Source organism: Streptomyces sp. 4N509B, assembly GCF_052245655.1.
In the GTDB taxonomy this organism is placed as follows: domain Bacteria; phylum Actinomycetota; class Actinomycetes; order Streptomycetales; family Streptomycetaceae; genus Streptomyces.
This window is the reverse complement of the sequence record NZ_JBQQBZ010000022.1, coordinates 39,469-63,503: the sequence shown is the minus strand read 5'-3', so window position 1 is coordinate 63,503 and position 24,035 is coordinate 39,469. Positions and strand designations below refer to the sequence as shown.

The window sequence follows — 24,035 nt, the reverse complement described above, 5'->3', positions numbered from 1 at the left end:
CATGGAAGCCGTGGCCCGTGCGCGCTACATCCGCGTCACGCCCATGAAGGCCCGCCGAGTGGTGGACCTCATCCGGGGCAAGGACGCGGCGGAGGCGCAGGCCGTGCTTCGTTTCGCGCCGCAGGCCGCGAGCGTGCCGGTGGGCAAGGTGCTCGACAGCGCCATCGCCAACGCCGCGCACAACCACAACCACACCGACCTCGACGACCTCTACGTCAAGGAGGCGTACGTCGACGAGGGTCCGACCCTGAAGCGGTTCCGTCCGCGGGCCCAGGGTCGGGCGTACCGGATCCGCAAGCGGACCAGCCACATCACGGTGGTCGTCAGCAGCAAGGAAGGAACCCGGTAATGGGTCAGAAGGTAAACCCGCACGGGTTCCGGCTCGGCATCACCACCGACTTCAAGTCGCGCTGGTACGCCGACAAGCTCTACAAGGACTACGTCAAGGAAGACGTCGCGATCCGCCGCATGCTCACGCAGGGCATGGAGCGGGCCGGCATCTCCAAGGTCGAGATCGAGCGCACCCGTGACCGGGTCCGCGTCGACGTGCACACCGCGCGTCCGGGCATCGTCATCGGACGCCGTGGCGCCGAGGCCGACCGGCTGCGGAGCAACCTGGAGAAGCTCACCGGCAAGCAGATCCAGTTCAACATCCTCGAGGTGAAGAACCCCGAGCTGGACGCGCAGCTGGTGGCCCAGGCCGTCGCCGAGCAGCTCTCCTCCCGCGTCTCCTTCCGCCGTGCCATGCGCAAGTCCATGCAGAGCACGATGAAGGCCGGCGCCAAGGGCATCAAGATCCAGTGCGGCGGTCGCCTCGGCGGCGCCGAGATGTCCCGCTCGGAGTTCTACCGCGAGGGCCGCGTGCCCCTGCACACCCTCCGGGCCAACGTGGACTACGGCTTCTTCGAGGCCCGCACCACCTTCGGCCGCATCGGCGTGAAGGTCTGGATCTACAAGGGCGACGTGAAGAACATCGCCGAGGTCCGTGCCGAGAACGCCGCGGCCCGCGCGGGCAACCGCCCGGCGCGCGGTCCCGGCGAGCGGCCGGCCCGTGGCGGACGCGGTGAGCGCGGCGGACGCGGCAGGCGCCCGCAGCAGCAACAGCAGGCCGCCGCCACCGAGGCGGCCGGCCAGTCGGCCCAGCCGGCCCAGGGCGGCCAGGCCGCCGCCGGCGAGAGCACGGGAACGACGGAGAGCTGAGCCATGCTGATTCCCCGTAAGGTCAAGTACCGCAAGCAGCACCACCCCAAGCGCCGCGGCATGGCCAAGGGCGGTACCGAGGTCGCCTTCGGTGAGTACGGCATCCAGGCCGTCACCGCCGCCTACGTGACCAACCGGCAGATCGAGGCCGCGCGTATCTCGATGACCCGCCACATCAAGCGTGGCGGCAAGGTCTGGATCAACATCTTCCCGGACCGGCCGCTGACGAAGAAGCCCGCCGAGACCCGCATGGGCTCCGGCAAGGGCTCGCCCGAGTGGTGGGTGGCGAACGTCAAGCCGGGTCGGGTGATGTTCGAGCTGTCCTACCCCAACGAGAAGATCGCTCGTGAGGCGCTCACGCGCGCCGCTCACAAGCTTCCGATGAAGTGCCGGATCGTCCGGCGCGAGGCAGGTGAGTCCTGATGGCCGTCGGCACCAAGGTTTCCGAGCTGCGCGAGCTGAACGACGAGGAGCTCGTCGTGAAGCTGCGTGAGGCCAAGGAGGAGCTGTTCCGGCTCCGGTTCCAGGCGGCCACCGGCCAGCTGGAGAACAACCAGCGCCTGCGGGCCGTCCGCAAGGACATCGCCCGGGTCTACACCCTGATGCGCGAGCGTGAGCTCGGCATCGAGTCCGTGGTGGTGGAGGCCCAGGCGGAGCCCGCTGACCAGGCCGAGGCCGTGGAGGACGCCCGATGAGTGAGAACACCGTGACCGAGACGAACGCGGAGCGCGGCAGGCGTAAGACCCGCGAGGGCCTCGTCGTCAGCGACAAGATGGACAAGACCGTCGTCGTCGCCGTCGAGGACCGCGTGAAGCACGCCCTGTACGGCAAGATCATCCGCCGCACCAGCAAGCTCAAGGCACACGACGAGCAGAACGCCGCCGGCGTCGGCGACCGCGTGCTGCTGATGGAGACCCGTCCGCTCTCCGCGACCAAGCGCTGGCGCGTCGTGGAGATTCTGGAGAAGGCGAAGTAACCAATGATCCAGCAGGAGTCGCGACTGCGCGTCGCCGACAACACGGGTGCCAAGGAGATCCTCTGCATCCGTGTTCTCGGTGGCTCGGGTCGCCGCTACGCGGGCATCGGGGATGTCATCGTGGCCACCGTCAAGGACGCGATCCCCGGTGGCAACGTGAAGAAGGGCGAGGTCGTCAAGGCCGTCATCGTGCGCGCCGTGAAGGAGCGCCGCCGGCCCGACGGCTCGTACATTCGCTTCGACGAGAACGCCGCCGTCCTGCTCCGCAACGACGGCGACCCCCGCGGCACCCGCATCTTCGGCCCCGTCGGCCGTGAACTGCGCGAGAAGAAGTTCATGAAGATCATCTCCCTCGCGCCGGAGGTGCTGTAAGCCATGAAGATCAAGAAGGGCGACCTGGTCCAGGTCATCACCGGCAAGGACAAGGGCAAGCAGGGCAAGGTCATCGTGGCCTTCCCCCGCGAGGACCGTGTCATCGTCGAGGGTGTCAACCGGGTCAAGAAGCACATCAAGGCCGGCCAGACGCAGCGCGGCTCGAAGACCGGTGGCATCATCACGACCGAGGCCCCCATCCACGTCAGCAACGTGATGCTCGTTGTGGAGAAGGACGGCAAGAAGGTCACGACCCGGATCGGCTACCGCTTCGACGACGAGGGCAACAAGCTCCGCGTCGCCCGGCGAACCGGTGAGGACATCTGATGACCACTGCCACCCCCACCATGCCCCGCCTCAAGGTGCGCTACCGCGAGGAGATCATCGGGAAGCTGCGTGACGAGTTCAAGTACCCGAACATCATGCAGGTGCCCGGCCTGACCAAGATCGTGGTCAACATGGGCGTGGGCGAGGCCGCCCGCGACTCCAAGCTGATCGAGGGCGCCGTGAAGGACCTCTCCACGATCACCGGCCAGAAGCCCGTGGTGACGCGGGCCCGGAAGTCCATCGCGCAGTTCAAGCTCCGCGAGGGACAGCCGATCGGTGCCCACGCCACGCTGCGCGGCGACCGGATGTGGGAGTTCCTCGACCGCCTGCTGTCGCTGGCGCTGCCGCGGATCCGTGACTTCCGCGGCCTGTCCCCCAAGCAGTTCGACGGTCAGGGCAACTACACCTTCGGCCTCACCGAGCAGCTGATGTTCCACGAGATCGACCCGGACGCGATCGACCGGGTGCGCGGCATGGACATCACCGTGGTCACCACGGCCAAGACCGACGATGAGGGCCGCGCCCTGCTGCGCCACCTCGGATTCCCGTTCAAGGAGGCGTGAGCAGCTGTGGCGAAGAAGGCTCTGATCGCCAAGGCCAACCGCAAGCCGAAGTTCCAGGTGCGGGCCTACACCCGCTGCCAGCGCTGCGGTCGGCCCCACTCCGTGTACCGCAAGTTCGGCCTGTGCCGCGTCTGCCTGCGCCAGATGGCGCACCGCGGCGAGCTGCCGGGCGTCACCAAGAGCTCCTGGTAACCCTGCTACGCCGCAGGTCCCCGCGCCTGGTCACCACCAGGTGACCGGCGGGGGAAACCGCGGCGGGAGAGGCCGAAGGCCATCCACATGACCATGACCGACCCCATCGCGGACATGCTGACACGGCTCCGGAACGCGAACTCCGCGTACCACGACACCGTGACCATGCCGCACAGCAAGATCAAGTCGCACATCGCGGAGATCCTCCAGCAGGAGGGCTACATCACCGGCTGGAGCACCGAGGACGCCCCCGTCGGCAAGAACCTGGTGCTCCAGCTGAAGTTCGGCCCGAACCGGGAGCGTTCGATCGCCGGCGTGAAGCGGATCTCCAAGCCGGGCCTGCGGGTCTACGCGAAGTCCACCAACCTGCCCCGGGTGCTGGGTGGCCTGGGAGTGGCGATCATCTCCACCTCCCACGGCCTGCTCACCGACAAGCAGGCGCAGAAGAAGGGCGTGGGCGGGGAAGTCCTCGCCTACGTCTGGTGACGAGGGATACGGAAGGAGAGCCAAGCCAATGTCGCGCATCGGCAAGCAGCCCATTCCGGTCCCCGCCGGCGTGGACGTCACCATCGACGGCCGCACGGTCGCGGTCAAGGGCCCCAAGGGCTCGCTGTCGCACACCGTGGCGGCACCGATCGAGGTCGACCGCTCCGAGGACGGCACCATCGTGGTGACCCGCCCCAACGACGAGAACAAGGTCCGTGCCCTGCACGGCCTCTCCCGCACGCTGGTGGCGAACATGATCACCGGCGTCACCGAGGGGTACGTGAAGCGGCTGGAGATCAGCGGCGTCGGGTACCGCGTCGCGGCCAAGGGCAGCACGCTGGAGTTCTCGCTGGGCTACAGCCACCCGATCGTGGTGGAGCCGCCGGAGGGCATCACCTTCAAGGTCGAGACGCCCACGCGGTTCAGCGTCGAGGGCATCGACAAGCAGAAGGTCGGCGAGGTCGCGGCGAACATCCGCAAGCTGCGCAAGCCCGACCCGTACAAGGCCAAGGGCGTGAAGTACGAGGGTGAAGTGATCCGCCGCAAGGTCGGAAAGGCGGGTAAGTAAGCCATGCCATACGGTGTGAAGATCGCCAAGGGTGACGCGCGCAAGCGTGCCGCGGCCAAGCGCCGCCACCTGCGGGTGCGGAAGAAGATCTCGGGCACGCCCGAGCGCCCGCGCCTGGTCGTGACCCGGTCCAACCGCCACATGTGGGCCCAGGTCGTCGACGACGTCGCCGGTCACACCCTGGCCTCCGCCTCCTCCCTCGACGTCTCGATCCGTGAGACCGAGGGCGACAAGAGCGACAAGGCCAAGCGGGTCGGCGCCCTCGTTGCCGAGCGGGCCAAGGCCGCCGGCATCGAGACCGTCGTCTTCGACCGCGGCGGCAACAAGTACGGCGGGCGGGTGGCCGCGCTGGCCGACGCCGCCCGCGAGGCGGGGCTCAGGTTCTGAGCCGGTTCCGTCGTCCTAGAAAACGAGAAAGGTAGTACATCTCATGGCTGGACCACAGCGCCGCGGTGGCGGCGCAGGTGGCGGCGAGCGGCGGGACCGTAGGGGCCGGGACGGCGGCGCGGCCGCCGAGAAGACCGCCTACCTGGAACGTGTCGTCGCGATCAACCGCGTCGCCAAGGTTGTGAAGGGTGGTCGCCGCTTCAGCTTCACCGCGCTCGTCGTGGTGGGTGACGGCGACGGCACCGTCGGCGTCGGATACGGCAAGGCCAAGGAAGTGCCGGCCGCGATCGCCAAGGGCGTGGAGGAGGCGAAGAAGCACTTCTTCAAGATCCCCCGCATCCAGGGCACCATCCCGCACCCCATCCAGGGTGAGGAGGCCGCCGGCATCGTGCTGCTCAAGCCCGCCTCCCCCGGTACCGGTGTGATCGCGGGTGGCCCCGTCCGCGCGGTGCTGGAGTGCGCGGGCATCCACGACGTGCTGAGCAAGTCGCTCGGTTCGTCGAACCCGATCAACATCGTGCACGCCACGGTCGCCGCGCTGAAGGGCCTTCAGCGCCCCGAGGAGATCGCGGCCCGCCGCGGCCTGCCCCTCGAAGAGGTGGCGCCCGCCGCTCTGCTGCGGGCCCGCGCGGGAGTGGGTGCGTGATGGCGCGGCTGAAGATCACCCAGGTCAGGTCCCAGATCGGGACCAAGCAGAACCACCGGGAGACGCTGCGCTCGCTGGGCCTGAAGAGGATCAACCACTCGGTCGTCAAGGACGACCGTCCGGAGATCCGCGGCATGGCGAACACCGTGCGCCACCTGGTGACGGTCGAGGAGGTGGACTGAGATGGTGGAGTTCGCGAAGGACGGCGGTCAGGCCGGCGGCCCGATCAAGCTCCATGACCTCCGCCCGGCCGCCGGTGCCAAGAAGGACAGGATCCGCAAGGGTCGCGGTGAGGCCTCCAAGGGCAAGACCGCGGGCCGTGGCACCAAGGGCACCAAGGCCCGTTCGCAGGTGAGGGCCGGATTCGAGGGTGGGCAGCTGCCGCTCCACATGCGGCTGCCGAAGCTGAAGGGCTTCAACAACCCGTTCCACAAGCACTACCAGGTCATCAACCTGGACCGCCTGGCCGAGCTCTACCCCGAGGGCGGCGAGGTGACCAAGGCCGACCTGGTGGCCAAGGGCGTGGTCCACAAGAAGGAACTGGTGAAGATCCTCGGCCGTGGGGAGATCTCCGTGGCAGTGACGGTGTCGGTCGACGCCGTCTCCGCCTCCGCCCGCGAGAAGATCACCGCGGCCGGCGGCACCGTCACGGAGTCCTAGACGGACGACCCAGGTCGACGACGGCCCCCGTCGTGTGCGCGGCGGGGACCGTCCGGCGTGGTGGCGCCCTTCGCCGCCCGCCGCCGTCGCAGACGTTCGACCGTGGCGCCGAGGGTCGTCCCCCCCGGCGCCACGGCGGTCCTGACTTCGGTACCGGGGCGGCACCCCGGGCTGGCTCGGCGGAGGCTGGTCATTCCGGCCAGGCGGTAACGCCGGTATCGTTGCGAAGGCCGTCGCCACCGCAGGACCCTTCGTTACCCGTCGAATATCCGTTGAACTTCAAGACCGTCACCTCTCGCGCGCGGCGCGGGGGGCGCAGGAGGAGCCGTGCTCACCGCGTTCGCCCGGGCGTTCCAGACGCCCGACCTGCGTAAGAAGCTGCTCTTCACCCTCGGCATCGTGGTGCTGTTCCGGGTGGGAGCACACATCCCCGTCCCAGGCGTGAGCTGGTCCAACGTCAATACGTGCGTTCAGGAGATGGAGGACCAGACGGGCTCCTCGAGCCTCTTCGGTCTGGTCAACATGTTCAGCGGTGGCGCGCTGATGCAGCTGACCATCTTCGCGCTCGGCATCATGCCGTACATCACCGCGAGCATCATCCTCCAGCTGCTGGTGGTGGTGATCCCGCGTCTGGAGGCCCTGAAGAAGGAAGGCCAGTCCGGGACCGCCAAGATCACCCAGTACACGCGCTACCTCACGGTGGCGCTCGCCGTGCTCCAGGCCACCGGCCTCGTGGCCACCGCCCGCAGCGGCACCCTCTTCCCCCAGTGCTCGGTGCGCAACGAGATCATCCCCGACAACTCCATCTGGGCCACCATCGTCATGGTGATCTGCCTGACCGGCGCCACGATCCTGATCATGTGGATGGGCGAGCTCGTCACCGACCGCGGCATCGGCAACGGCATGTCGCTGCTGATGTTCGTCTCCATCGCCGCCGGCTTCCCCGCCTCGCTGTGGCAGATCAAGCAGCAGGGCAGCCTCGCCGACGGCTGGATCGAGTTCGGCGTGGTCGTCGCCTGTGGTCTCGCGATGGTGGGCCTGGTGGTCTTCGTCGAGCTGGCACAGCGCCGCATCCCCGTGCAGTACGCGAAGCGGATGATCGGCCGCCGCTCCTACGGCGGCACGTCCACGTACATCCCGCTCAAGGTCAACCAGGCGGGCGTCATCCCCGTCATCTTCGCGTCCTCGCTGCTGTACATCCCGCAGCTGCTGGTGCAGTTCGCCGGCTCGAACAACGAGTCCGGCTGGGTGGACTGGATCAACCGGTACTTCACGGGCGGTGACCACCCGTACTACATCATCACGTACTTCCTGATGATCGTCTTCTTCGCCTTCTTCTACGTCGCCATCACGTTCAACCCCGAAGATGTCGCGGAGAACATGAAGAAGTATGGTGGCTTCATTCCGGGCATCCGTGCGGGTCGCCCCACGGTGGAGTACCTGAGCTACGTGCTGAACCGCATCACGTGGCCGGGCTCGCTCTACCTGGGCCTCATCGCGCTGGTGCCCACCGTCGCGCTGGTGATGTTCCAAGCCCAGCAGGACTTCCCCTTCGGAGGGACATCGATCCTGATCATCGTGGGCGTGGGTCTGGAGACCGTCAGGCAGATCGAGAGCCAGCTCCACCAGCGTAACTACGAAGGGTTCCTCCGCTGATGCGCATCGTCCTCACGGGACCCCCTGGCGCGGGCAAGGGCACGCAGGCCGTGCTGCTCGCCAAGCGTCTGGAGATCCCACACATCTCCACCGGCGACCTCTTCCGGGCCAACATCTCCCAGCACACCGAGCTGGGTAAGCAGGTCGAGTCGATCCTGCGCGAGGGTGGCCTGGTGCCCGACGAGGTCACCGTGGCGATGGCGGCGGACCGCATGGAGCGGCCCGACGCCGAGGACGGATTCCTGCTCGACGGCTTCCCGCGCAACATCGCCCAGTCCGAGGCGCTCGACGGCCTCCTGCGGGACTGGGGCCACAAGCTCGACGCCGTGCTCGACCTGGAGGTTCCCGAGGAGGAGGTCGTCAAGCGGATCGCGGGTCGCCGCGTCTGCCGGACCGACTCCAGCCACGTCTTCCACCTGGACTACAGCCCGCCGCGGCAGGAGGGCGTCTGCGACGCCTGCGGCGGCGAGCTGTACCAGCGGGAGGACGACCGCGAGGACACCGTGCGGAAGCGGCTCGCGGTCTACCACGAGGAGACCGAGCCGATCATCGACTACTACCGGGCCCAGGGCCTGGTCGTGACGATCTCCGCCCTCGGCACGGTCCCCGAGGTCACCCAGCGCGCGATGGCGGCCCTCCCGGACCGCGGCGCGTAACCCGTCAGTCCCGGGGCGCCGCCACCCCCACACGGGCGGCGGTGCCCCCACGGAAGTCCCCACAGAAGCCGTCACGGAAGCGAAGCCGCGGCAGGCGGCAGGAGCGAAGTCACACCACCATGGTCGAGATCAAGACCCCCGAGCAGATCGCCAGGATGCGGGCCGCCGGCCTCGTCGTGGCCGAGATCCACCGCGCCTGCGCGGCGGCGGCGGTGCCCGGGGCCACCACCAAGGACCTGGACGAGATAGCGGCCCAGGTCCTGGCCGACCACGGCGCCAAGCCGAACTTCCTCGGCTACGGCGGCTTTCCCGCCACCATCTGCACCTCCGTCAACGAGGTCGTCGTGCACGGCATCCCCGATCGGGTGACGGTGCTGAAGTCGGGCGACATCATCTCCATCGACGCCGGCGCCATCGTGGACGGCTGGCACGGCGACGCCGCCCTCACCGTCCTCGTGGGCGAGGGGCACCCGCCGGAGGTGGCCGAGCTCAGCCGCGTCACGGAGGAGTCCCTCTGGGCGGGCATCGCCGCGATGCGCAGGGGCAACCGCCTGGTGGACATCTCCCGGGCCATCGAGGGGCACATCCGCCGCCAGCCGCTGCCGCCCTCGGGGAGGTACGGGATCATCGAGAGCTACGGCGGCCACGGCATCGGCAGCGAGATGCACATGGACCCGCACCTGCTGAACTACGTCGACCGCAGGCGGGGACGCGGCCCGAAGCTCGTGCCGGGGATGTGCCTGGCCATCGAGCCGATGGTCTCCCTCGGCACCGCGAAGACGCACGTGCTGGCCGACGAGTGGACCGTCAAGACGAACGACGGCACGTGGTCGGCGCACTGGGAGCACTCCGTGGCCCTCACGGAGGAGGGCCCGCTGGTCCTCACGGCCCCCGACGGCGGGCGTGAGCGCCTGGCCCGCCTCGGCGTGACGGCCGCCCCCGATCCCCTCGCGTAGCCTCTCAGCAGGCATAACGATCTTCCCATCGGGGAATGGATCACTGATTCGTCTTTTTGAGTGGGGTGCCGTAGACTGGTGCGTCGGTCCTGGTACACCCCTGTGTCAGGGCTGTCCCAGGTAGCCGATTCCGGAAGGTGAAGCGCTCAGGCATGGCCAAAAAACAAGGGGCCATCGAGATCGAGGGCACCGTCGTCGAGTCTCTCCCGAACGCGATGTTCAAGGTGGAGCTCCAGAACGGCCACCAGGTCCTCGCGCACATCAGCGGCAAGATGCGAATGCACTACATCCGCATTCTTCCCGACGACCGGGTCGTGGTGGAGCTGTCTCCGTACGACCTGACGCGCGGACGGATCGTCTACCGGTACAAGTAGCCAGGACACCCCCAGTAAACCGTCGATCCAGATCCAGACTCGGAGAACCTCGCATCTCATGAAGGTCAGGCCGAGCGTCAAGAAGATCTGCGACAAGTGCAAGGTGATCCGCCGCCACGGCAGGGTCATGGTCATCTGCGAGAACCTGCGCCACAAGCAGCGCCAGGGCTGACCGCACACCGACCGCATCCGCGCACTGTCGCTGCTTCGCCGCGCGACACTCAGACATCCGCATCGCAGTCACCCGCCCCCCCGCCTCGGCGGGGACGACACCCCCGGTCGGAGGCCGGGGACCCGGACACACGTCCGGGAACGGTGCTGCGCAGACCTCCGACGACCCACAGGAGCCACATTCATGGCACGCCTCGCCGGCGTTGACCTCCCGCGCGACAAGCGCGTCGAGGTCGCCCTCACCTACGTCTTCGGCATCGGGCGCACCCTTGCCAAGGAGACGCTCGCGAGTACGGGAGTGAACCCCGACACCCGCGTCCGCGACCTTGTCGAGGAGGACCTCGTCAAGCTTCGCGAGTACGTGGACAACAACATCCGGGTGGAGGGTGACCTCCGTCGCGAGATCCAGGCCGACATCCGCCGCAAGGTTGAGATCGGCTGCTACGAGGGCCTGCGCCACCGCCGCGGACTGCCCGTCCACGGCCAGCGCACCAAGACCAACGCCCGCACCCGCAAGGGTCCGCGTCGCGCCATCGCCGGCAAGAAGAAGCCGGGCAAGAAGTAGTCCACCGGTCCGCTCACGTCAGTGCGTCCCGCAGGACCTACTCCGTAGGACCGACCAGGACCGACCACCTCCAAGGAGTTCCACCACATGCCACCCAAGGGCCGTGGCGCCGGCGCCAAGAAGGTGCGGCGCAAGGAAAAGAAGAACGTCGCCCACGGGCATGCTCACATCAAGAGCACGTTCAACAACACCATCGTCTCGATCACCGACCCCAGCGGCAACGTGATCTCCTGGGCCTCCGCCGGCCACGTCGGCTTCAAGGGCTCCCGGAAGTCCACGCCGTACGCCGCGCAGATGGCCGCCGAGAACGCCGCCCGCCGTGCCCAGGAGCACGGGATGCGGAAGGTCGACGTCTTCGTGAAGGGTCCCGGCTCCGGCCGGGAGACCGCGATCCGCTCGCTCCAGGCCACCGGCCTGGAGGTCGGCTCGATCCAGGACGTCACCCCCACCCCGCACAACGGTTGCCGCCCGCCCAAGCGTCGGCGCGTCTGACCAGGTGAAGTAGGAGACTGAAGAGAAATGGCGCGTTACACCGGGGCCGACTGCAAGCGTTGCCGTCGGGAGAAGCAGAAGCTCTTCCTCAAGGGAGCCAAGTGCGAGAGCGCTAAGTGCCCGATCGAGATCCGTCCTTACCCCCCGGGTGAGCACGGACGCGGGCGCACCAAGGACAGCGAGTACCTGCTGCAGAAGCGCGAGAAGCAGAAGTGCGCGCGCATCTACGGCGTGCTCGAGAAGCAGTTCCGTGGGTACTACAACGAGGCCAACCGCCAGCAGGGCAAGACCGGCGAGAACCTGCTGCGGATCCTGGAGTCCCGTCTGGACAACGTGGTCTACCGGGCCGGCTTCGCCAAGTCCCGCGACCACGCCCGTCAGCTCGTCCGGCACGGCCACATCCTGGTCAACGGCCGGAAGACCGACATCCCCTCGGCGCGGCTGTCCGCGAGCGACATCGTCGAGGTCCGCGAGTCCTCCCGCACCCTGACCCCCTTCCAGGTGGCGGTGGCGGAGGCCGGGGACAAGACGGTGCCCGCGTGGCTGGAGGCCATCCCCTCCCAGCTGCGGATCCTCGTCCACTCGCTGCCCGAGCGCCAGGTGATCGACACCCAGGTGCAGGAGCAGCTCATCGTCGAGCTCTACTCGAAGTAGCTCGCAGTAGACCGGCGAGAACACCGCACGACCCGGGATACGGGGGGACGGTCGCGTCCCCCCGTATCCTGAAAAGCACATGTTGTCTTCGTTCGGCATCAAATAGCGGTTGCCGAAGACTGGAGTCACCCCATGCTGATCGCTCAGCGCCCCTCCCTGACCGAAGAGGTCGTCGACGAGTTCCGCTCCCGGTTCGTGATCGAGCCGCTGGAGCCGGGCTTCGGGTACACCCTCGGAAACTCCCTGCGGCGTACGCTGCTCTCCTCCATCCCCGGCGCGGCCGTCACCAGCATCCGCATCGACGGCGTGCTGCACGAGTTCTCCACCGTGCCGGGCGTGAAGGAGGACGTGACCGACCTCATCCTCAACATCAAGCAGCTCGTCGTCTCCAGCGAGCACGACGAGCCCGTGGTGATGTACCTGCGCAAGCAGGGCCCCGGCCTGGTCACCGCCGGTGACATCGCCCCGCCCGCCGGCGTCGAGGTGCACAACCCCGACCTGGTGCTCGCCAGCCTGAACAACAAGGGCAAGCTGGAGATGGAGCTGACCGTCGAGCGCGGTCGCGGCTACGTCTCCGCCGTTCAGAACAAGCAGGTGGGCCAGGAGATCGGCCGCATCCCGGTCGACTCCATCTACAGCCCGGTCCTCAAGGTCACCTACAAGGTGGAGGCCACCCGCGTCGAGCAGCGGACCGACTTCGACAAGCTCATCGTCGACGTCGAGACCAAGGAGGCCATGCGCCCCCGCGACGCCATGGCCTCGGCCGGCAAGACCCTCGTCGAGCTGTTCGGCCTCGCCCGCGAGCTGAACGTGGACGCCGAGGGCATCGACATGGGTCCGTCCCCGACGGACGCGGCGCTGGCCGCCGACCTGGCCCTGCCGATCGAGGAGCTGGAGCTCACCGTCCGCTCCTACAACTGCCTCAAGCGCGAGGGCATCCACTCCGTCGGCGAGCTGGTGGCCCGCTCCGAGGCGGACCTGCTGGACATCCGGAACTTCGGCGCCAAGTCGATCGACGAGGTCAAGGCGAAGCTCGCCGGCATGGGTCTGGCCCTGAAGGACAGCCCGCCCGGATTCGACCCCGCCTCGGCCGCCGACGCGTTCGGCGCGGAGGACGAGGGCGACACCGGGTTCCACGAGACCGAGCAGTACTGACCAAGCAGCACTGATTCTGGTACTGCCCCGCTGACACCGGTACCTGGCACGGCCGGTGCAGACCTGACAGGAGAAACCAATGCCGAAGCCCACCAAGGGCGCCCGGCTGGGTGGCAGCCCGGCCCACGAGCGTCTGATGCTGGCGAACCTCGCCACCGCGCTCTTCGAGCACGGCCGCATCACGACGACCGTGGCCAAGGCCCGCCGGCTGCGGCCGGTGGCCGAGCGGCTCATCACCAAGGCGCGGAAGGGCGACCTTCACAACCGCCGTCAGGTGATGCAGACCATCCGCGACAAGAGCGTGGTCCACACCCTCTTCACCGAGATCGGCCCCCGCTTCGCCAACCGTCCCGGCGGGTACACCCGCATCACCAAGATCGGTAACCGCCGCGGCGACAACGCGCCGATGGCCGTGATCGAGCTGGTGGAGGCCCTCACCGTCCAGCAGGAGGCCGTCGGCGAGGCCGAGGCCGCCACGCGCCGGGCGGTCAAGGAGGCCGACGAGACGAAGTCGAAGGCCGACCTGGAGAAGGCTCCCGAGGACGCCGAGGGCACCGAGGCCGTCAACGAGGAGCCGGCGGACGAGGAGAAGAAGGACGCCTGACCGGTCCCTGACCGGACTCCGAGCGGCCTCCTTCGCACCGCGTCACCCGCGCCGGAAGCACCACGCGCACACCGTCGGGGCCCGCTCCCTCACCACGAGGGGGCGGGCCCCGACGCGTTCCCGGGAGAGCGTGGTCGGGGAGGGGCCGTGGAGCGTCGCTCGGTCAGTGGCGGCGGGAGCTCAGGGCACCGGCCAGGGCGTAGGCCGCGGCAGCGGCCGCAGCGGACGCGAGGAGGGGGAGCGGGAGCAGCCACAGGTCGACGGTGCCGGTGCGCGAGCCGTTGACCAGCTCGGAGACGGCGGCGTTCGCCGGCGAGACGTCGGCGACGAGGACCGTTACCGCCGCGAGCACGGCGGCGGGGATCGCCCGGCCGGCCCCGCGCACCACCGGCCAGGAGCACAGCGCCCCCACGGCCGTGCCCAGCAGCGCGCAGGCCAGGGCCGCCAGCAGGCCCGCGGCGGTGGCGTCGAGGCGGGGGACGGCGACCTCCCCTCCCGAGCCGTGTGGGGCGCTGACGCCCACGACGACGAGGGTGGTCACCGTGCCGAGCGCGGCGGACGCGCAGAGGGCCGTGAGCAGTCGGGAGACGTGGGCCCGAGCGGGGCCGCCGGCGGCGGCGACGCAGGCGCGGGCGGCGGGCGGCTCGGCCGCGGCGCACGCACGTGCCAGCCAGACCGCCGCGGGCAGCAGCGCGGCGGCCGACCAGCCGAGGGAGTCCAGGACGGGCTGGCCGCCCCGCACGCCGACCGCCAGGAGGATGGCGTGGAGCAGGAGGGGCGGCAGCCAGCGGCGGGAGCGCAGCAGCAGCGAGGCCTCGTACCTCAGGAGGGGGATCACGCGTCCCTTTCCTCGGCGCGCACCGCCCGGACGTGCCACGGCGGCTCCGCGGAGAGCAGGGCGAGCAGCAGCGCGTCGGACTGGTCGGCGGCGACGGTCAGGCGCAGGAGGCCGGGAACGGCGGCGGGCCCGCCGGACCCGCCGGGCTCGTCGGACGCGACGGATGCGACGGATGCGACGGGTGCGACCGAGTCCGGGAGGCCGGGGGGCAGCGCCGCGCCCGGCGGCCCCTCCGCCAGGACCGTCACGCGCGGGCGCGCCGAGCCGCCCCGCGCCGGGGGAGCCGCCGGAGCGACGCGCCCCCCGGCGACCCGGTACACGGCGCCCGTCACGCCCGCCAGGCGCCCCGGGTCGTGGTCGACGAAGACCACCGCGCCGCCGGCGGCGACGCGCTCGGCGACCGCGCGCTCCAACTCGCCCCGCGCGGCCTCGTCCAGGCCGCTCCACGCCTCGTCCAGGACGAGGAGACCGGGCTCGGCGAGCAGCGCCTGCGCGACGGCGACCCTCTGGCAGCCGCCCTTCGACAGCTCCGCGAGCGGCGTCCGCGCGTGCAGCCCCGCGCCGAAGCGCTCCAGCCACGCCTCGCCGCGCCGCGCCGCGACCGCCCCCCGCAGCCCGTGGACGCGGCCGAGGTGGGTGAGGTACCCGAGGGCGGTGAACGGCAGCTCGGACGGGAAGCGCTCCGGCACGTACGCGGCGCGCGGCCGGTCGGTGACGCGGCCGACGGTGGGGGCGTCGACGCCGGCGAGGAGCCGCAGCAGCGTCGACTTGCCGCTGCCGTTGGCCCCCACGACGCGCGTCAGCGAGCCGGGCGCCAGGCCCAGCTCGACGTCCCGCAGCACCCACGGGCCGCGTATGCCGTACCGTCGCCCGACTCCTCGAAGCCTCACGACCCGTGAACGTCCCCGCCCGGCCGGGAGATCCCCCCGCGCCCTTTCCGTCTCGCCGGGAAGGCGCGCCGGCGGGCCGGCGGGCTCTGAGAGGATCGGTGGCGTGAGCGATGGAGTGGGCGACGTGGTGCGGGTGCGGCTGGATCTGGCGTACGACGGGGCCGGGTTCGCGGGGTGGGCCAGGCAGCGGGAGCGGCGGACGGTGCAGGGGGAGGTCGAGGAGGCGCTGCGGATCGTCACGCGCGCCGAGCGGGGGTACGAGCTGACCGTGGCCGGGCGCACCGACGCCGGGGTGCACGCCCGGGGCCAGGTGGCCCACGTGGACCTGCCCGTGGCCGTGTGGCGGGAGCAGGGCGAGAAACAGCTGCTGCGGCGGCTGGCCGGCCGCCTGCCGCACGACGTGCGCGTGTGGCGGGTGACCGAGGCGCCGCCGCACTTCGACGCCCGGTTCTCGGCGATCTGGCGGCGGTACGCGTACCGGGTGAGCGACCACCCCGGCGGTGTCGACCCGCTGCGGCGGGGCCACGTGCTGTGGCACAACTGGCCGCTGGACGTCGAGGCGATGAACCGGGCGTCGGCGCTGCTGCTGGGCGAGCACGACTTCGCCGCGTTCTGCCGGCGGCGCGACGGCGCCACCACGATCCGGGCGCTGCGCGAGCTGCGCTGGGAGCGGCTGCCCGACGGCGTCGTGGAGGCCACCGTCAGGGCCGACGCGTTCTGCCACAACATGGTGCGCTCACTCGTCGGCGCGCTGCTCTTCGTCGGCGACGGACACCGGCCGCCCGAGTGGCCGGCCGCGGTGCTGGCGGCGCGGGTGCGGGACTCGGCGGTGCACGTGGTGCGGCCCCACGGGCTGACGCTGGAGGAGGTCGGGTACCCGCCGGAGGACCGGCTGGCGGCGCGGAACCGCGAGGCGCGGCAGATGAGGACGCTGGGCCCGGTGGACTCGCCGGAGTCGGTGGCCGGGGCGCTCGGCGCCGCGGGCGCGTAGAGGCCCCTGGCGGGGCCTGGGAGGGCCGGCGGGGCGTCGGGGGCGGTCGGGGGCGCGGGGGTGGCTGGTGGCCCCCACGCCCGCCGTCAGTCCTGGTTGCGGCGCTCCTCGACGCGGGCGCTGGCGGAGGCGGAGGCCTGGGCCTCGCCGCGCTGGATGATCAGCTCGAAGGCGTGGTCGTTGCCGTCGTGCGCGGCCTGCCGGGCGGGGGAGCCCTCGCCCGAGGCGGGGGTGCCGTCCGCGTTGCCCGCGATCGTGAAGTACGTGTACCTGCCCACCTGGTTCGCGGTGGTGGAGCAGCCGCCCGAGCCGCAGAAGTCCGGGGCGTCGCCGCTGGTCAGGGGCAGCAGGTTGAGCTCGGTCTCCTTGTGCGCGGCGTCCGCCTCCGCCTGGGAGGGGAACTGGGCGACGCCCACGGTCACCGCGACCGAGCCGTCGCTGTAGGTGGCGCGCAGCAGGGAGACGCAGTCGTGGCGGGTGAGCACGTCGCCGAGGGCGGGGGTGACGGCCGAGGCGCAGTCACGGTGCCCGGCGGTGGCCACCTCGTCGTAGGCGCGGCCGTCGATCTCCATCGTCGCGCCCGTGAAGAAGGAGTCCGCGGTGAAGGGCGCGAGGTCCTTGTCGGCGTCGGATATGAACTCGCGCGGCTCGGGCAGGGGTGGGAGGGTCGTCTCCGCGAAGGTCGGCTGCGGCTGCGAGGTGTCGGGCGGCAGCTCCTGCGGGTCGGGCAGCGAGGACGAGGAGCCCTCGGAGTCGCCGCCGCTGGTCACGATGGCGAGCGCCACCACGGTGCCGATGGCCGAGGCGGCGAGCACGCTGCCGCCGATCAGCCACCAGCGGCGGCGCAGCCGCGCGCGCTCGGCGTCGCCCGCCAACGCGCTCCAGTCAGGTGTCTGCGGCCCCCTCGGGCCGCTCGGGCCGCCAGGACCCCCGGGACTCCACCCGGGACCCCCCGGGCCTTGGCCATAGCTCATGGACGCATGATAGAGGGGTCGACCAGGGTGCTCGTTTTGACCCGTGAAGCCGGGGGCAGGTACCCTGCTTGGTCGATAATGCGTATGGCTTGCTCGATCTCACGTGAGAGGCCTTGCGCCGGTCCCGTCCCCGCGGGCAGGGCCTGTTCACCACTCACCAGAAGATAGCGAAGGCTACGACCGTGCGTACGTTCAGCCCGAAGCCCGGCGACATCCAGCGTCAGTGGCACATCATCGACGCCACCGACGTCGTGCTGGGCCGCCTGGCATCCCAGGCCGCCACCCTCCTGCGGGGGAAGCACAAGCCGGTGTACGCGCCGCACGTCGACGCGGGTGACTACGTCATCATCGTCAACGCGGACAAGGTGCACCTCTCCGGCAACAAGCGGACCCAGAAGCTCGCCTACCGGCACTCCGGATATCCGGGCGGTCTGCGGTCCATCCGCTACGACGAGCTGCTGGACAAGCACCCCGAGCGGGCGGTCGAGAAGGCGATCAAGGGGATGCTCCCCAAGAACTCGCTCGGCCGTCAGATCTTCACCAAGCTCAAGGTCTACGCCGGCCCCGAGCACCCGCACGGCGCGCAGAAGCCGCAGCCGTTCGAGATCACCCAGGTCGCGCAGTAGTCCGGCCACCCACCCTTAACGAAGAGAATTTCGAGGAGAACCGTGGCCGAGACCACCCCCGAGTCCCTTGACGCCGAGGTCCCCGAGGTCGAGGAGTACACCACCGAGTCCGCCCCCGAGGAGTTCGCCGGCGAGGCCGAGAGCGCGAGCGCGCGCTTCGGCGACCCGCTGCCCGGCGTCGGCACCGGCCGCCGCAAGGAGGCCATCGCCCGCGTCCGCATCCGCCCCGGCAGCGGCGTGTGGCGCATCAACGGGCGCACCCTGGAGGGGTACTTCCCGAACAAGGTGCACCAGCAGTCGGTCAACGAGCCCTTCAAGGTCCTGGAGCTCGACAACCGGTACGACGTGGTCGCCCGCATCTCCGGCGGCGGCATCTCCGGCCAGGCCGGTGCCCTGCGCCTGGGCGTGGCCCGCGCGCTGAACGAGGCGGACGTGGAGAACAACCGCGGCCCGCTGAAGAAGGCCGGCTTCCTGACCCGCGACGCCCGCGCGGTCGAGCGGAAGAAGGCCGGTCTGAAGAAGGCCCGTAAGGGCACCCAGTACAGCAAGCGCTGATCAGGCGGCTCGCCAGGCGTCCGCCTCCGGCGGCGCCTGGCGGTGCCCTGCTGGCGCCGCACCAGCCTTCGTTTGGGTCGATCCAGCGAACTTGGCGCAGAAGTCACTGACGCCCCGGCAGCCCCTGTCGCTGCCGGGGCGTTCCTTTTATACGGTTAACGCGGTGGGGGGCGCGACGGGGCGGGGCGGCCGTTCCGTAACACCCTTGAACCTCGGAGGACACCAGTGGGACGACTCTTCGGTACGGACGGCGTGCGCGGTGTCGCCAACGCGGATCTCACGGCCGAGATGGCGCTCGGCCTGGCGGTCGCGGCGGCGGGCGTGCTCGCTCCGGCCCGTGGGGGGGAGCACAACGGGAACGGGGACGCGAACCGGAACGGGAACGCGAACGCGAACGGGCGGGCGGCGCGGCGGCCGGTGGCCGTGGTGGGGCGTGACCCGCGGGCCTCCGGGGAGTTCCTGGAGGCGGCGGTGGTGGCGGGCCTGGCCAGCGCGGGCGTGGACGTGCTGCGGGTCGGGGTGCTGCCGACCCCGGCGGTCGCCCACCTCACCGGGCACCTCGGCGCCGACTTCGGCGTCATGCTGTCGGCCAGCCACAATCCCATGCCGGACAACGGCATCAAGTTCTTCGCCGGCGGCGGTCACAAGCTCCCCGACGAGCTGGAGGACCGGATCGAGGCGGCGTACGCCGACCACGCCGCGGGCCGGCGCGGGGGCCCCCGCCCCGTGGGGGCGGACGTCGGCCGCGTCACCGACTACGACGAGGGCTTCGACACCTACGTCGCGCACCTGGTCGACGCGCTGCCCAACCGGCTCGACGGCGTGACGGTCGTCATCGACGCCGCGCACGGCGCGGCCTCGCGCGTGGCGCCCGAGGCGTTCGCCCGCGCCGGCGCCCGGGTCGTCGCGATCGGCGCCGAGCCGGACGGCCTGAACATCAACGACGGCTACGGCTCGACGCACCTGGGCGCGTTGCGCGCGGCCGTGCGGGAGCACGGCGCCGACCTGGGCGTGGCGGTGGACGGCGACGCCGACCGGTGCCTGGCCGCCGACGCCGAGGGCCGGGAGATCGACGGCGACCAGATCCTCGCGATGCTGGCGCTGGCCATGCGCGAGGCGGGCCGGCTGCGGCAGGACACCGTCGTCACGACGGTCATGTCCAACCTCGGGCTGCGACTGGCGATGGACCGCGCCGGGCTGCGGCTGCGGCAGACGGCGGTCGGTGACCGGTACGTGCTGGAGGAGATGAAACGCGGCGGGTACTGCCTGGGCGGCGAGCAGTCAGGGCACGTCATCGTGCTCGACCACGCCACGACGGGCGACGGCACGCTGACCGGGCTGCTGCTGGCGGCCCGCGTCGCGGCGACGGGCCGGCCGCTGGCCGAGCTGGCGGCGGTGATGGAGCGGCTGCCGCAGGTGCTGATCAACGTCCCGGACGTGGACAGGAGCCGCGTCGACGACAGCCGTGAGCTGGCCGAGGCGGTGGCCGACGCGGAGCGGCAGCTCGGGGAGAGCGGCCGGGTGCTGCTGCGGCCCTCGGGGACGGAGCCGCTCGTTCGGGTGATGGTGGAGGCGAGGGACTCGGCGCTGGCGGAGACGGTGGCCACGGGGCTGGCGGACGTCGTCAAGCGGCACCTCGGGTGAAGGCCCACGTTGCCGCGCGGCGCGGGAGGCGACGGACCGTTCCGCGGTCCGAGGGCGGCCCTCGGCGTGCGGGGCGCCGTGTCTGACGCCGTGGCCTGACCCGACGCGTCCCCGCGGACACGCCCGGGAGGGCCGTCCCGTCATCCCCGGTGGCTCCGGGGGCGGCGGCTCACAGCTTGCGCAGCCGCAGCCGGCGGACCGCGTGGTCGGGGCCCTTCTGCAGGACGAGGGTGGCCCTGGCCCTGGTGGGCGCGATGTTCTCCACGAGGTTCGGTTCGTTGACCGCCCGCCACGTCTCGGCGGCGTAGGCCAGCGCGTCCTCCTCGGGCATCTCCGCGTACCGGCGGAAGTAGGACTCGGTGTCGCGGAACGCGGTGGCGCGCAGCCGGCGGAAGCGGTCGAGGTACCAGCGGCGGACGTCCTCGACGCGAGCGTCGACGTAGACCGAGAAGTCGAAGTAGTCCGCGAGTCCGACGCGGCCCGGCGGGGCCTGCTGGAGCACGTTCAGGCCCTCGACGATCAGGATGTCGGGGCGGCGCACGACGCGCCGTTCGCCGGGCACGATGTCGTACCGCAGGTGGGAGTAGACCGGGGCGCTGACCTCGTCCTGCCCCGCCTTCACGGCGGCGACGAAGCGGGTGAGGGCGCGGCGGTCGTAGGACTCGGGGAAGCCCTTGCGGCGCATCAGGCCGAGCCGGGCGAGCTCCGCGTTGGGCAGCAGGAAGCCGTCGGTGGTGACGCGTTCGACGCGCGGGTGCTCCGGCCAGCGGGACAGCAGCTCGCGCAGCAGCCGCGAGACGGTCGACTTCCCGACCGCGACGCTGCCCGCCACCGCGACGAGGAACGGGGTGGGCGGCTCGCCGGGGCCGCGGGTGCCGTCCGGGCCGGTGAGGAAGGTGCGGACGGCGTCGTGGAGCCGGCCCGTCGCGGCGACGTAGAGGTTCAGCAGCCGCGACAGCGGCAGGTACACCTCGCGCACCTCGGTCAGGCCGGTGACGTCCCCGAGGCCACGCAGCCGCGCCAGCTCGGCGTCGGTCAACGGCAGCGGCGTGCGCTCGCGCAGCGCGCTCCACTCGGCGCGGCCCAGGTCGACGTAGGGACGGACACGGCGGGGGACGGAGGCTGCCACCCGGACATTGTCGGCGTCGGGCTACGCTGCCCGCATGTGCGGGATCGTCGGTTACACAGGAGCCCAGGCCGCGCTGGACGTGGTCCTGGCCGGTCTCGACCGGCTGGAGCGGGGGCTCGCGGAGCCCGGATACGACGCCGCGGGGGTGGCCGTGCTCGCGGACGGCGGCCTGGCGGCGGCGAAGACCGCGGGTGAGCTGGGCGAGCTGCGGGCGCTGCTCGGGCGTCGCCCGCTCCCGACGGGCGGCACCGCCGTCGGGCACCTGCGCCGCGCCACCCATGGCGGCCCGACGCAGGACAACGCGCACCCGCAGCTGGACAACGCCGGCCGCGTCGCCGTCGTCCACGACGGCGTGATCGACAACCACGCCGCGCTCCGCGAGGAGCTGGCGGCCCGGGGCCACCAGCTGGCCTCGCAGACCGACACCGAGGTGGTGGCGCACCTGCTGGCGGAGGCGTTCTCCTCCTGCCAGGAGCTGGGCGAGGCGATGCGGCAGGTCTGCGGGGCGCTGCGCGGCTCCTTCGTGCTGCTGGCGCTGCACGCCGACGAGCCGGAGACGGTGGTGGCGGCGCGGCGCGGGATGCCGCTGGCCGTGGGGGTCGGCAGCGGGGAGGTGTGCGTCGCCTCCGACGTGGCGGCGTTCCCCGCCGCGTTCCCGGCGGGCGGCGAGGAGCTGGTGCGGCTCGACGCCACGGAGCCCGACCATGTCGTGGTGGTGCGGCGCGACGCCGACGAGGTCCGCTGCGAGATCACCGACGTGGCCGGCACGGTGGTCCACGCGTGATCGTCGGCGTCGGCATCGACGTGGTCGAGATCGACCGGTTCGGGCAGGCGTTGGAGCGCACACCGGAGCTGGCGCGGCGGCTGTTCGTCGAGGCGGAGCTGTGGCTGCCCAGCGGCGAACGGCGCGGCGTCGCCTCGCTCGCGGCGAGGTTCGCCGCCAAGGAGGCGCTCGCGAAGGCGCTCGGCGCGCCCGCGGGGCTGCGCTGGACCGACGCGGAGGTCACGCAGGCCGACTCGGGCCGGCCGCACCTCACGGTGCGGGAGACGGTCGCGGCCCGCGCCGCGGAGCTGGGGGTGCGCGGCTGGCACCTGTCGCTCAGCCACGACGCGGGGGTGGCGTCCGCGGTGGTGATCGCCGAGGGGTGATCGCTGAGGGGTGATCGGGGAGGCGTGATCGGGGGGTGGACGGGGAGGGGTGAACGGCGGTGGAGACGGCCGTTCAGCGCTCCACGGGTGCGGGCTGGTGGCCCAGGAGGTGCGACCAGGCCGCGGTCAGGGCCTCGCCGACCGTCGAGGCGCTGGGCGGCGCGGCGGCGAGACCGCCCGCGAGGCCGTGGACGTGGGCGCCGACCGACGCCGCGTCCATCGCGCCGAGTCCGGCCGCCAGCAGCGAGCCGACCAGGCCCGACAGCACGTCCCCGCTGCCGGCCGTGGCCAGCCACCCGGTGCCCGTCGCGTTGACCCGCACCGGCTCGTCGTCCGGCCCCGCGACCAGCGTCGTCGAGCCCTTGAGCAGCACTGTGGCGCCGTAGCGTCGCGCCAGCTCGCGCACGGCGGCGAGGCGCGCCGCCTCCACCTCCTCGCGGGAGCTGCCGAGCAGCGCCGCCGCCTCCCCCGCGTGCGGGGTGAGCACGGTCGGCGCGGCGCGGCCGAGCGACCGCTCCCGGTCCAGCCAGCGCAGCCCGTCGGCGTCGACCAGCACCGGGACGTCGGCCGCCAGCACGTCGTCGACGAGCTCGCCGGCCGCCGGCTCCGTGCCGAGGCCCGGCCCAACGACCCACGCCTGGACGCGGCCCGCGCGGTGCGGCGGACCCGCCGAGACCAACGCCTCCGGATACCGGGCGATCACCGCGTCCGTGGCGGGCCCCACGTACCGCACGGCACCCGCGCCGCCGCACAGCGCGCCCCCCACGGCGAGCACCGCCGCGCCCGGGTACCGGGCCGAGCCCGCCGCGACGCCGACCACGCCGCGCCGGTACTTGTCGGTCTCCGCGGCCGGGCGCGGCAGCAGCGCCGCCACGTCGGCGTCCTCCCACGCGATCACGTCGGGCCGCGCCGGCAGGTGCGGGCGAAGGCCGATGTCGACCAGCCGCACCCCGCCCGCGTGCTGGCGCGCCGGGTCCACCAGCAGACCCGGCTTGTGCGTGCCGAAGGTGACCGTCACGTCGGCGTGGACCGCCTCGCCCGTCACCTCCCCCGTGTCGGCCTCGACGCCGCTGGGCAGGTCCACGGCGACGACCAGCGCCTCGTCGGTGTCGACCGCGGCCAGCAGGCGCGCGGCGGCCGGCCGAAGCCCGCCCCGGCCGCCGATGCCGACGACGCCGTCCACCACCAGCCGCGCCCGGCGCAGCGCGTCCGTCGCCCGCTCCGGCTCCCCCTCCGGGTCCACCACCCGGCCGCCGGCGGCGCGGAGCGCGGCGAGGCCGGCCCGGTGGGCGCGCTCGGGCGACAGCAGCAACGCCGTCACCCCGGCGCCGCGCCGCGCGAGTCGGGCGCCGGCGAACAGGGCGTCCCCGCCGTTGTCGCCGCCGCCGACGAGGAGGACGACGCGGGCGCCGTAGGTGCCGCCGGAGGGGCGCAGGAGGCGCGCGCAGACGGCGGCGAGCCCCGCCGCCGCCCTGGCCATCAACGTCCCCTCGGGCAGGCGCGCCATCAGCGCCCGCTCGGCGGCTCTCACGGTCTCCACGCGGTATGCGGTCCTCATGGGCCCAGTCTGGCCCCTCCG

Annotated in this window: 35 protein-coding genes and 1 pseudogene; 31 read left to right on the top strand and 5 right to left on the bottom strand. The window is 71.6% G+C overall.

Annotation, left to right across the window (positions count from 1 at the left end):
* Position 1: 1 nt before the first annotated feature.
* From rplV to rplQ, 25 genes are all read left to right on the top strand, one after another.
* Positions 2-349, top strand: coding sequence for a 50S ribosomal protein L22 (gene rplV / locus ACTWP5_RS20240; protein ID WP_443222492.1), 348 nt, complete (start codon positions 2-4; stop codon positions 347-349).
* A complete protein-coding gene (gene rpsC / locus ACTWP5_RS20235; RefSeq protein ID WP_443222442.1) occupies positions 349-1,200 on the top strand; it encodes a 30S ribosomal protein S3 in 852 nt (283 codons plus the stop codon). Before rplV ends, rpsC begins: the two co-directional genes overlap by 1 nt.
* Before the next feature lie 3 nt (positions 1,201-1,203).
* A complete protein-coding gene (rplP, locus tag ACTWP5_RS20230; protein ID WP_443222441.1) occupies positions 1,204-1,623 on the top strand; it encodes a 50S ribosomal protein L16 in 420 nt (139 codons plus the stop codon).
* The gene (rpmC, locus tag ACTWP5_RS20225; RefSeq protein WP_443222440.1) at positions 1,623-1,895 is read left to right on the top strand and encodes a 50S ribosomal protein L29; all 273 of its coding nucleotides are present in this window, start codon (positions 1,623-1,625) and stop codon (positions 1,893-1,895) included. The genes rplP and rpmC overlap by 1 nt, the downstream gene beginning before the upstream one ends.
* Positions 1,892-2,176: a 30S ribosomal protein S17 gene (rpsQ, locus tag ACTWP5_RS20220; RefSeq protein ID WP_443222439.1), complete on the top strand. Its 285-nt coding sequence runs from the start codon at positions 1,892-1,894 to the stop codon at positions 2,174-2,176. The genes rpmC and rpsQ overlap by 4 nt, the downstream gene beginning before the upstream one ends.
* A 3-nt stretch (positions 2,177-2,179) precedes the next feature.
* Positions 2,180-2,548 (top strand): 50S ribosomal protein L14, encoded by a 369-nt coding sequence (gene rplN, locus ACTWP5_RS20215; protein ID WP_443222438.1) that lies wholly within the window; start codon positions 2,180-2,182, stop codon positions 2,546-2,548.
* 3 nt (positions 2,549-2,551) lie between these two features.
* Positions 2,552-2,875 carry a 50S ribosomal protein L24 gene (gene rplX / locus ACTWP5_RS20210; RefSeq protein WP_443222437.1) on the top strand — a complete coding sequence of 108 codons (324 nt, stop codon included), beginning with the start codon at positions 2,552-2,554 and terminating at the stop codon, positions 2,873-2,875.
* Complete coding sequence (gene rplE, locus ACTWP5_RS20205) at positions 2,875-3,438, top strand: 50S ribosomal protein L5 (protein WP_443222436.1); 564 nt, start codon at positions 2,875-2,877, stop codon at positions 3,436-3,438. The genes rplX and rplE overlap by 1 nt, the downstream gene beginning before the upstream one ends.
* Before the next feature lie 6 nt (positions 3,439-3,444).
* Entirely contained in the window at positions 3,445-3,630 is a 186-nt protein-coding gene (locus ACTWP5_RS20200; protein WP_443222435.1) for a type Z 30S ribosomal protein S14, read from the top strand.
* An 87-nt stretch (positions 3,631-3,717) separates the two neighbouring features.
* A complete protein-coding gene (gene rpsH, locus ACTWP5_RS20195; protein ID WP_443222434.1) occupies positions 3,718-4,116 on the top strand; it encodes a 30S ribosomal protein S8 in 399 nt (132 codons plus the stop codon).
* Positions 4,117-4,144: 28 nt separating this feature from the next.
* Positions 4,145-4,684, top strand: a complete 540-nt coding sequence (gene rplF / locus ACTWP5_RS20190) for a 50S ribosomal protein L6 (RefSeq protein ID WP_443222433.1) — start codon at positions 4,145-4,147, stop codon at positions 4,682-4,684.
* 3 nt (positions 4,685-4,687) lie between these two features.
* Entirely contained in the window at positions 4,688-5,071 is a 384-nt protein-coding gene (gene rplR, locus ACTWP5_RS20185) for a 50S ribosomal protein L18 (RefSeq protein ID WP_443222432.1), read from the top strand.
* Between the two features lie 43 nt (positions 5,072-5,114).
* Entirely contained in the window at positions 5,115-5,717 is a 603-nt protein-coding gene (rpsE, locus tag ACTWP5_RS20180) for a 30S ribosomal protein S5 (protein ID WP_443222431.1), read from the top strand.
* Complete coding sequence (gene rpmD / locus ACTWP5_RS20175; protein WP_443222430.1) at positions 5,717-5,899, top strand: 50S ribosomal protein L30; 183 nt, start codon at positions 5,717-5,719, stop codon at positions 5,897-5,899. Before rpsE ends, rpmD begins: the two co-directional genes overlap by 1 nt.
* Position 5,900: 1 nt before the next feature.
* On the top strand, positions 5,901-6,377 hold the full coding sequence (rplO, locus tag ACTWP5_RS20170) for a 50S ribosomal protein L15 (RefSeq protein WP_443222429.1): 477 nt from the start codon (positions 5,901-5,903) through the stop codon (positions 6,375-6,377).
* A gap of 327 nt (positions 6,378-6,704) precedes the next feature.
* A complete protein-coding gene (gene secY / locus ACTWP5_RS20165; protein ID WP_443222428.1) occupies positions 6,705-8,033 on the top strand; it encodes a preprotein translocase subunit SecY in 1,329 nt (442 codons plus the stop codon).
* Entirely contained in the window at positions 8,033-8,689 is a 657-nt protein-coding gene (locus ACTWP5_RS20160) for an adenylate kinase (protein ID WP_443222427.1), read from the top strand. The genes secY and ACTWP5_RS20160 overlap by 1 nt, the downstream gene beginning before the upstream one ends.
* 119 nt (positions 8,690-8,808) lie before the next feature.
* A complete protein-coding gene (gene map / locus ACTWP5_RS20155) occupies positions 8,809-9,645 on the top strand; it encodes a type I methionyl aminopeptidase (RefSeq protein ID WP_443222426.1) in 837 nt (278 codons plus the stop codon).
* A gap of 152 nt (positions 9,646-9,797) precedes the next feature.
* Positions 9,798-10,019, top strand: a complete 222-nt coding sequence (infA, locus tag ACTWP5_RS20150) for a translation initiation factor IF-1 (protein ID WP_003948620.1) — start codon at positions 9,798-9,800, stop codon at positions 10,017-10,019.
* 58 nt (positions 10,020-10,077) lie between these two features.
* Positions 10,078-10,191, top strand: coding sequence for a 50S ribosomal protein L36 (rpmJ, locus tag ACTWP5_RS20145; protein ID WP_049567412.1), 114 nt, complete (start codon positions 10,078-10,080; stop codon positions 10,189-10,191).
* 183 nt (positions 10,192-10,374) lie between these two features.
* Positions 10,375-10,755: a 30S ribosomal protein S13 gene (gene rpsM / locus ACTWP5_RS20140; RefSeq protein ID WP_443222425.1), complete on the top strand. Its 381-nt coding sequence runs from the start codon at positions 10,375-10,377 to the stop codon at positions 10,753-10,755.
* Between the two features lie 87 nt (positions 10,756-10,842).
* On the top strand, positions 10,843-11,247 hold the full coding sequence (gene rpsK, locus ACTWP5_RS20135) for a 30S ribosomal protein S11 (RefSeq protein ID WP_443222424.1): 405 nt from the start codon (positions 10,843-10,845) through the stop codon (positions 11,245-11,247).
* 27 nt (positions 11,248-11,274) lie between these two features.
* Positions 11,275-11,901: a 30S ribosomal protein S4 gene (gene rpsD, locus ACTWP5_RS20130; protein ID WP_443222423.1), complete on the top strand. Its 627-nt coding sequence runs from the start codon at positions 11,275-11,277 to the stop codon at positions 11,899-11,901.
* A gap of 132 nt (positions 11,902-12,033) precedes the next feature.
* Entirely contained in the window at positions 12,034-13,056 is a 1,023-nt protein-coding gene (locus ACTWP5_RS20125; protein WP_443222422.1) for a DNA-directed RNA polymerase subunit alpha, read from the top strand.
* 79 nt (positions 13,057-13,135) lie between these two features.
* A complete protein-coding gene (gene rplQ / locus ACTWP5_RS20120; RefSeq protein ID WP_443222421.1) occupies positions 13,136-13,660 on the top strand; it encodes a 50S ribosomal protein L17 in 525 nt (174 codons plus the stop codon).
* A gap of 163 nt (positions 13,661-13,823) precedes the next feature.
* Here the strand turns inward: rplQ and ACTWP5_RS20115 are convergent, their stop codons facing one another.
* A complete protein-coding gene (locus ACTWP5_RS20115) occupies positions 13,824-14,498 on the bottom strand; it encodes an ABC transporter (RefSeq protein WP_443222420.1) in 675 nt (224 codons plus the stop codon).
* On the bottom strand, positions 14,495-15,388 hold the full coding sequence (locus ACTWP5_RS20110) for an ABC transporter ATP-binding protein (RefSeq protein ID WP_443222419.1): 894 nt from the start codon (positions 15,386-15,388) through the stop codon (positions 14,495-14,497). Before ACTWP5_RS20110 ends, ACTWP5_RS20115 begins: the two co-directional genes overlap by 4 nt.
* Before the next feature lie 103 nt (positions 15,389-15,491).
* On the opposite strand from ACTWP5_RS20110, the gene truA reads away from it, so the two are divergent.
* A complete protein-coding gene (truA, locus tag ACTWP5_RS20105) occupies positions 15,492-16,379 on the top strand; it encodes a tRNA pseudouridine(38-40) synthase TruA (RefSeq protein ID WP_443222418.1) in 888 nt (295 codons plus the stop codon).
* A gap of 86 nt (positions 16,380-16,465) precedes the next feature.
* On the opposite strand, the gene ACTWP5_RS20100 is transcribed toward truA, so the two are convergent.
* A complete protein-coding gene (locus ACTWP5_RS20100) occupies positions 16,466-17,254 on the bottom strand; it encodes a hypothetical protein (RefSeq protein WP_443222417.1) in 789 nt (262 codons plus the stop codon).
* 281 nt (positions 17,255-17,535) lie between these two features.
* Between ACTWP5_RS20100 and rplM the strand changes: the two genes are divergently transcribed.
* From rplM to glmM, 3 genes are all read left to right on the top strand, one after another.
* Entirely contained in the window at positions 17,536-17,979 is a 444-nt protein-coding gene (gene rplM / locus ACTWP5_RS20095) for a 50S ribosomal protein L13 (protein WP_443222416.1), read from the top strand.
* A gap of 42 nt (positions 17,980-18,021) precedes the next feature.
* Positions 18,022-18,534: a 30S ribosomal protein S9 gene (gene rpsI, locus ACTWP5_RS20090; RefSeq protein ID WP_443222415.1), complete on the top strand. Its 513-nt coding sequence runs from the start codon at positions 18,022-18,024 to the stop codon at positions 18,532-18,534.
* Positions 18,535-18,759: 225 nt separating this feature from the next.
* Positions 18,760-20,178 carry a phosphoglucosamine mutase gene (glmM, locus tag ACTWP5_RS20085; RefSeq protein WP_443222414.1) on the top strand — a complete coding sequence of 473 codons (1,419 nt, stop codon included), beginning with the start codon at positions 18,760-18,762 and terminating at the stop codon, positions 20,176-20,178.
* A gap of 169 nt (positions 20,179-20,347) precedes the next feature.
* Here glmM and coaA read toward each other — a convergent pair whose 3' ends face one another.
* Positions 20,348-21,307 (bottom strand): type I pantothenate kinase, encoded by a 960-nt coding sequence (gene coaA, locus ACTWP5_RS20080; RefSeq protein ID WP_443222413.1) that lies wholly within the window; start codon positions 21,305-21,307, stop codon positions 20,348-20,350.
* A 34-nt stretch (positions 21,308-21,341) separates the two neighbouring features.
* Between coaA and ACTWP5_RS20075 the strand changes: the two are divergent.
* Positions 21,342-21,992, top strand: a pseudogene (locus ACTWP5_RS20075) (glutamine--fructose-6-phosphate transaminase (isomerizing)); the annotation flags it as partial.
* 95 nt (positions 21,993-22,087) lie between these two features.
* A complete protein-coding gene (locus tag ACTWP5_RS20070) occupies positions 22,088-22,456 on the top strand; it encodes a holo-ACP synthase (protein ID WP_443222412.1) in 369 nt (122 codons plus the stop codon).
* Positions 22,457-22,529: 73 nt separating this feature from the next.
* Here the strand turns inward: ACTWP5_RS20070 and ACTWP5_RS20065 are convergent, their stop codons facing one another.
* Positions 22,530-24,014: an NAD(P)H-hydrate dehydratase gene (locus ACTWP5_RS20065; protein ID WP_443222411.1), complete on the bottom strand. Its 1,485-nt coding sequence runs from the start codon at positions 24,012-24,014 to the stop codon at positions 22,530-22,532.
* Positions 24,015-24,035 lie beyond the last annotated feature (21 nt).

What these genes read in the sequence shown, in the direction of transcription:
- rplP (WP_443222441.1), top strand. Translation starts at nt 1,204, where the DNA reads ATGCTGATTCCCCGTAAGGTCAAGTACCGCAAGCAGCACCACCCCAAG.
- ACTWP5_RS20160 (WP_443222427.1), top strand. Translation starts at nt 8,033, where the DNA reads ATGCGCATCGTCCTCACGGGACCCCCTGGCGCGGGCAAGGGCACGCAG.
- ACTWP5_RS20065 (WP_443222411.1), bottom strand. Translation starts at nt 24,014, where the DNA reads ATGAGGACCGCATACCGCGTGGAGACCGTGAGAGCCGCCGAGCGGGCG.
- rplO (WP_443222429.1), top strand. Translation starts at nt 5,901, where the DNA reads ATGGTGGAGTTCGCGAAGGACGGCGGTCAGGCCGGCGGCCCGATCAAG.
- rpmJ (WP_049567412.1), top strand. Translation starts at nt 10,078, where the DNA reads ATGAAGGTCAGGCCGAGCGTCAAGAAGATCTGCGACAAGTGCAAGGTG.
- rpsC (WP_443222442.1), top strand. Translation starts at nt 349, where the DNA reads ATGGGTCAGAAGGTAAACCCGCACGGGTTCCGGCTCGGCATCACCACC.
- rpsH (WP_443222434.1), top strand. Translation starts at nt 3,718, where the DNA reads ATGACCATGACCGACCCCATCGCGGACATGCTGACACGGCTCCGGAAC.
- rplE (WP_443222436.1), top strand. Translation starts at nt 2,875, where the DNA reads ATGACCACTGCCACCCCCACCATGCCCCGCCTCAAGGTGCGCTACCGC.
- rpsK (WP_443222424.1), top strand. Translation starts at nt 10,843, where the DNA reads ATGCCACCCAAGGGCCGTGGCGCCGGCGCCAAGAAGGTGCGGCGCAAG.
- rplX (WP_443222437.1), top strand. Translation starts at nt 2,552, where the DNA reads ATGAAGATCAAGAAGGGCGACCTGGTCCAGGTCATCACCGGCAAGGAC.
- rpmC (WP_443222440.1), top strand. Translation starts at nt 1,623, where the DNA reads ATGGCCGTCGGCACCAAGGTTTCCGAGCTGCGCGAGCTGAACGACGAG.
- rplN (WP_443222438.1), top strand. Translation starts at nt 2,180, where the DNA reads ATGATCCAGCAGGAGTCGCGACTGCGCGTCGCCGACAACACGGGTGCC.
- rpsM (WP_443222425.1), top strand. Translation starts at nt 10,375, where the DNA reads ATGGCACGCCTCGCCGGCGTTGACCTCCCGCGCGACAAGCGCGTCGAG.
- rplQ (WP_443222421.1), top strand. Translation starts at nt 13,136, where the DNA reads ATGCCGAAGCCCACCAAGGGCGCCCGGCTGGGTGGCAGCCCGGCCCAC.
- rplF (WP_443222433.1), top strand. Translation starts at nt 4,145, where the DNA reads ATGTCGCGCATCGGCAAGCAGCCCATTCCGGTCCCCGCCGGCGTGGAC.
- rplR (WP_443222432.1), top strand. Translation starts at nt 4,688, where the DNA reads ATGCCATACGGTGTGAAGATCGCCAAGGGTGACGCGCGCAAGCGTGCC.
- map (WP_443222426.1), top strand. Translation starts at nt 8,809, where the DNA reads ATGGTCGAGATCAAGACCCCCGAGCAGATCGCCAGGATGCGGGCCGCC.
- rpmD (WP_443222430.1), top strand. Translation starts at nt 5,717, where the DNA reads ATGGCGCGGCTGAAGATCACCCAGGTCAGGTCCCAGATCGGGACCAAG.
- infA (WP_003948620.1), top strand. Translation starts at nt 9,798, where the DNA reads ATGGCCAAAAAACAAGGGGCCATCGAGATCGAGGGCACCGTCGTCGAG.
- rpsE (WP_443222431.1), top strand. Translation starts at nt 5,115, where the DNA reads ATGGCTGGACCACAGCGCCGCGGTGGCGGCGCAGGTGGCGGCGAGCGG.
- rpsQ (WP_443222439.1), top strand. Translation starts at nt 1,892, where the DNA reads ATGAGTGAGAACACCGTGACCGAGACGAACGCGGAGCGCGGCAGGCGT.
- ACTWP5_RS20125 (WP_443222422.1), top strand. Translation starts at nt 12,034, where the DNA reads ATGCTGATCGCTCAGCGCCCCTCCCTGACCGAAGAGGTCGTCGACGAG.
- rpsD (WP_443222423.1), top strand. Translation starts at nt 11,275, where the DNA reads ATGGCGCGTTACACCGGGGCCGACTGCAAGCGTTGCCGTCGGGAGAAG.
- rplV (WP_443222492.1), top strand. Translation starts at nt 2, where the DNA reads ATGGAAGCCGTGGCCCGTGCGCGCTACATCCGCGTCACGCCCATGAAG.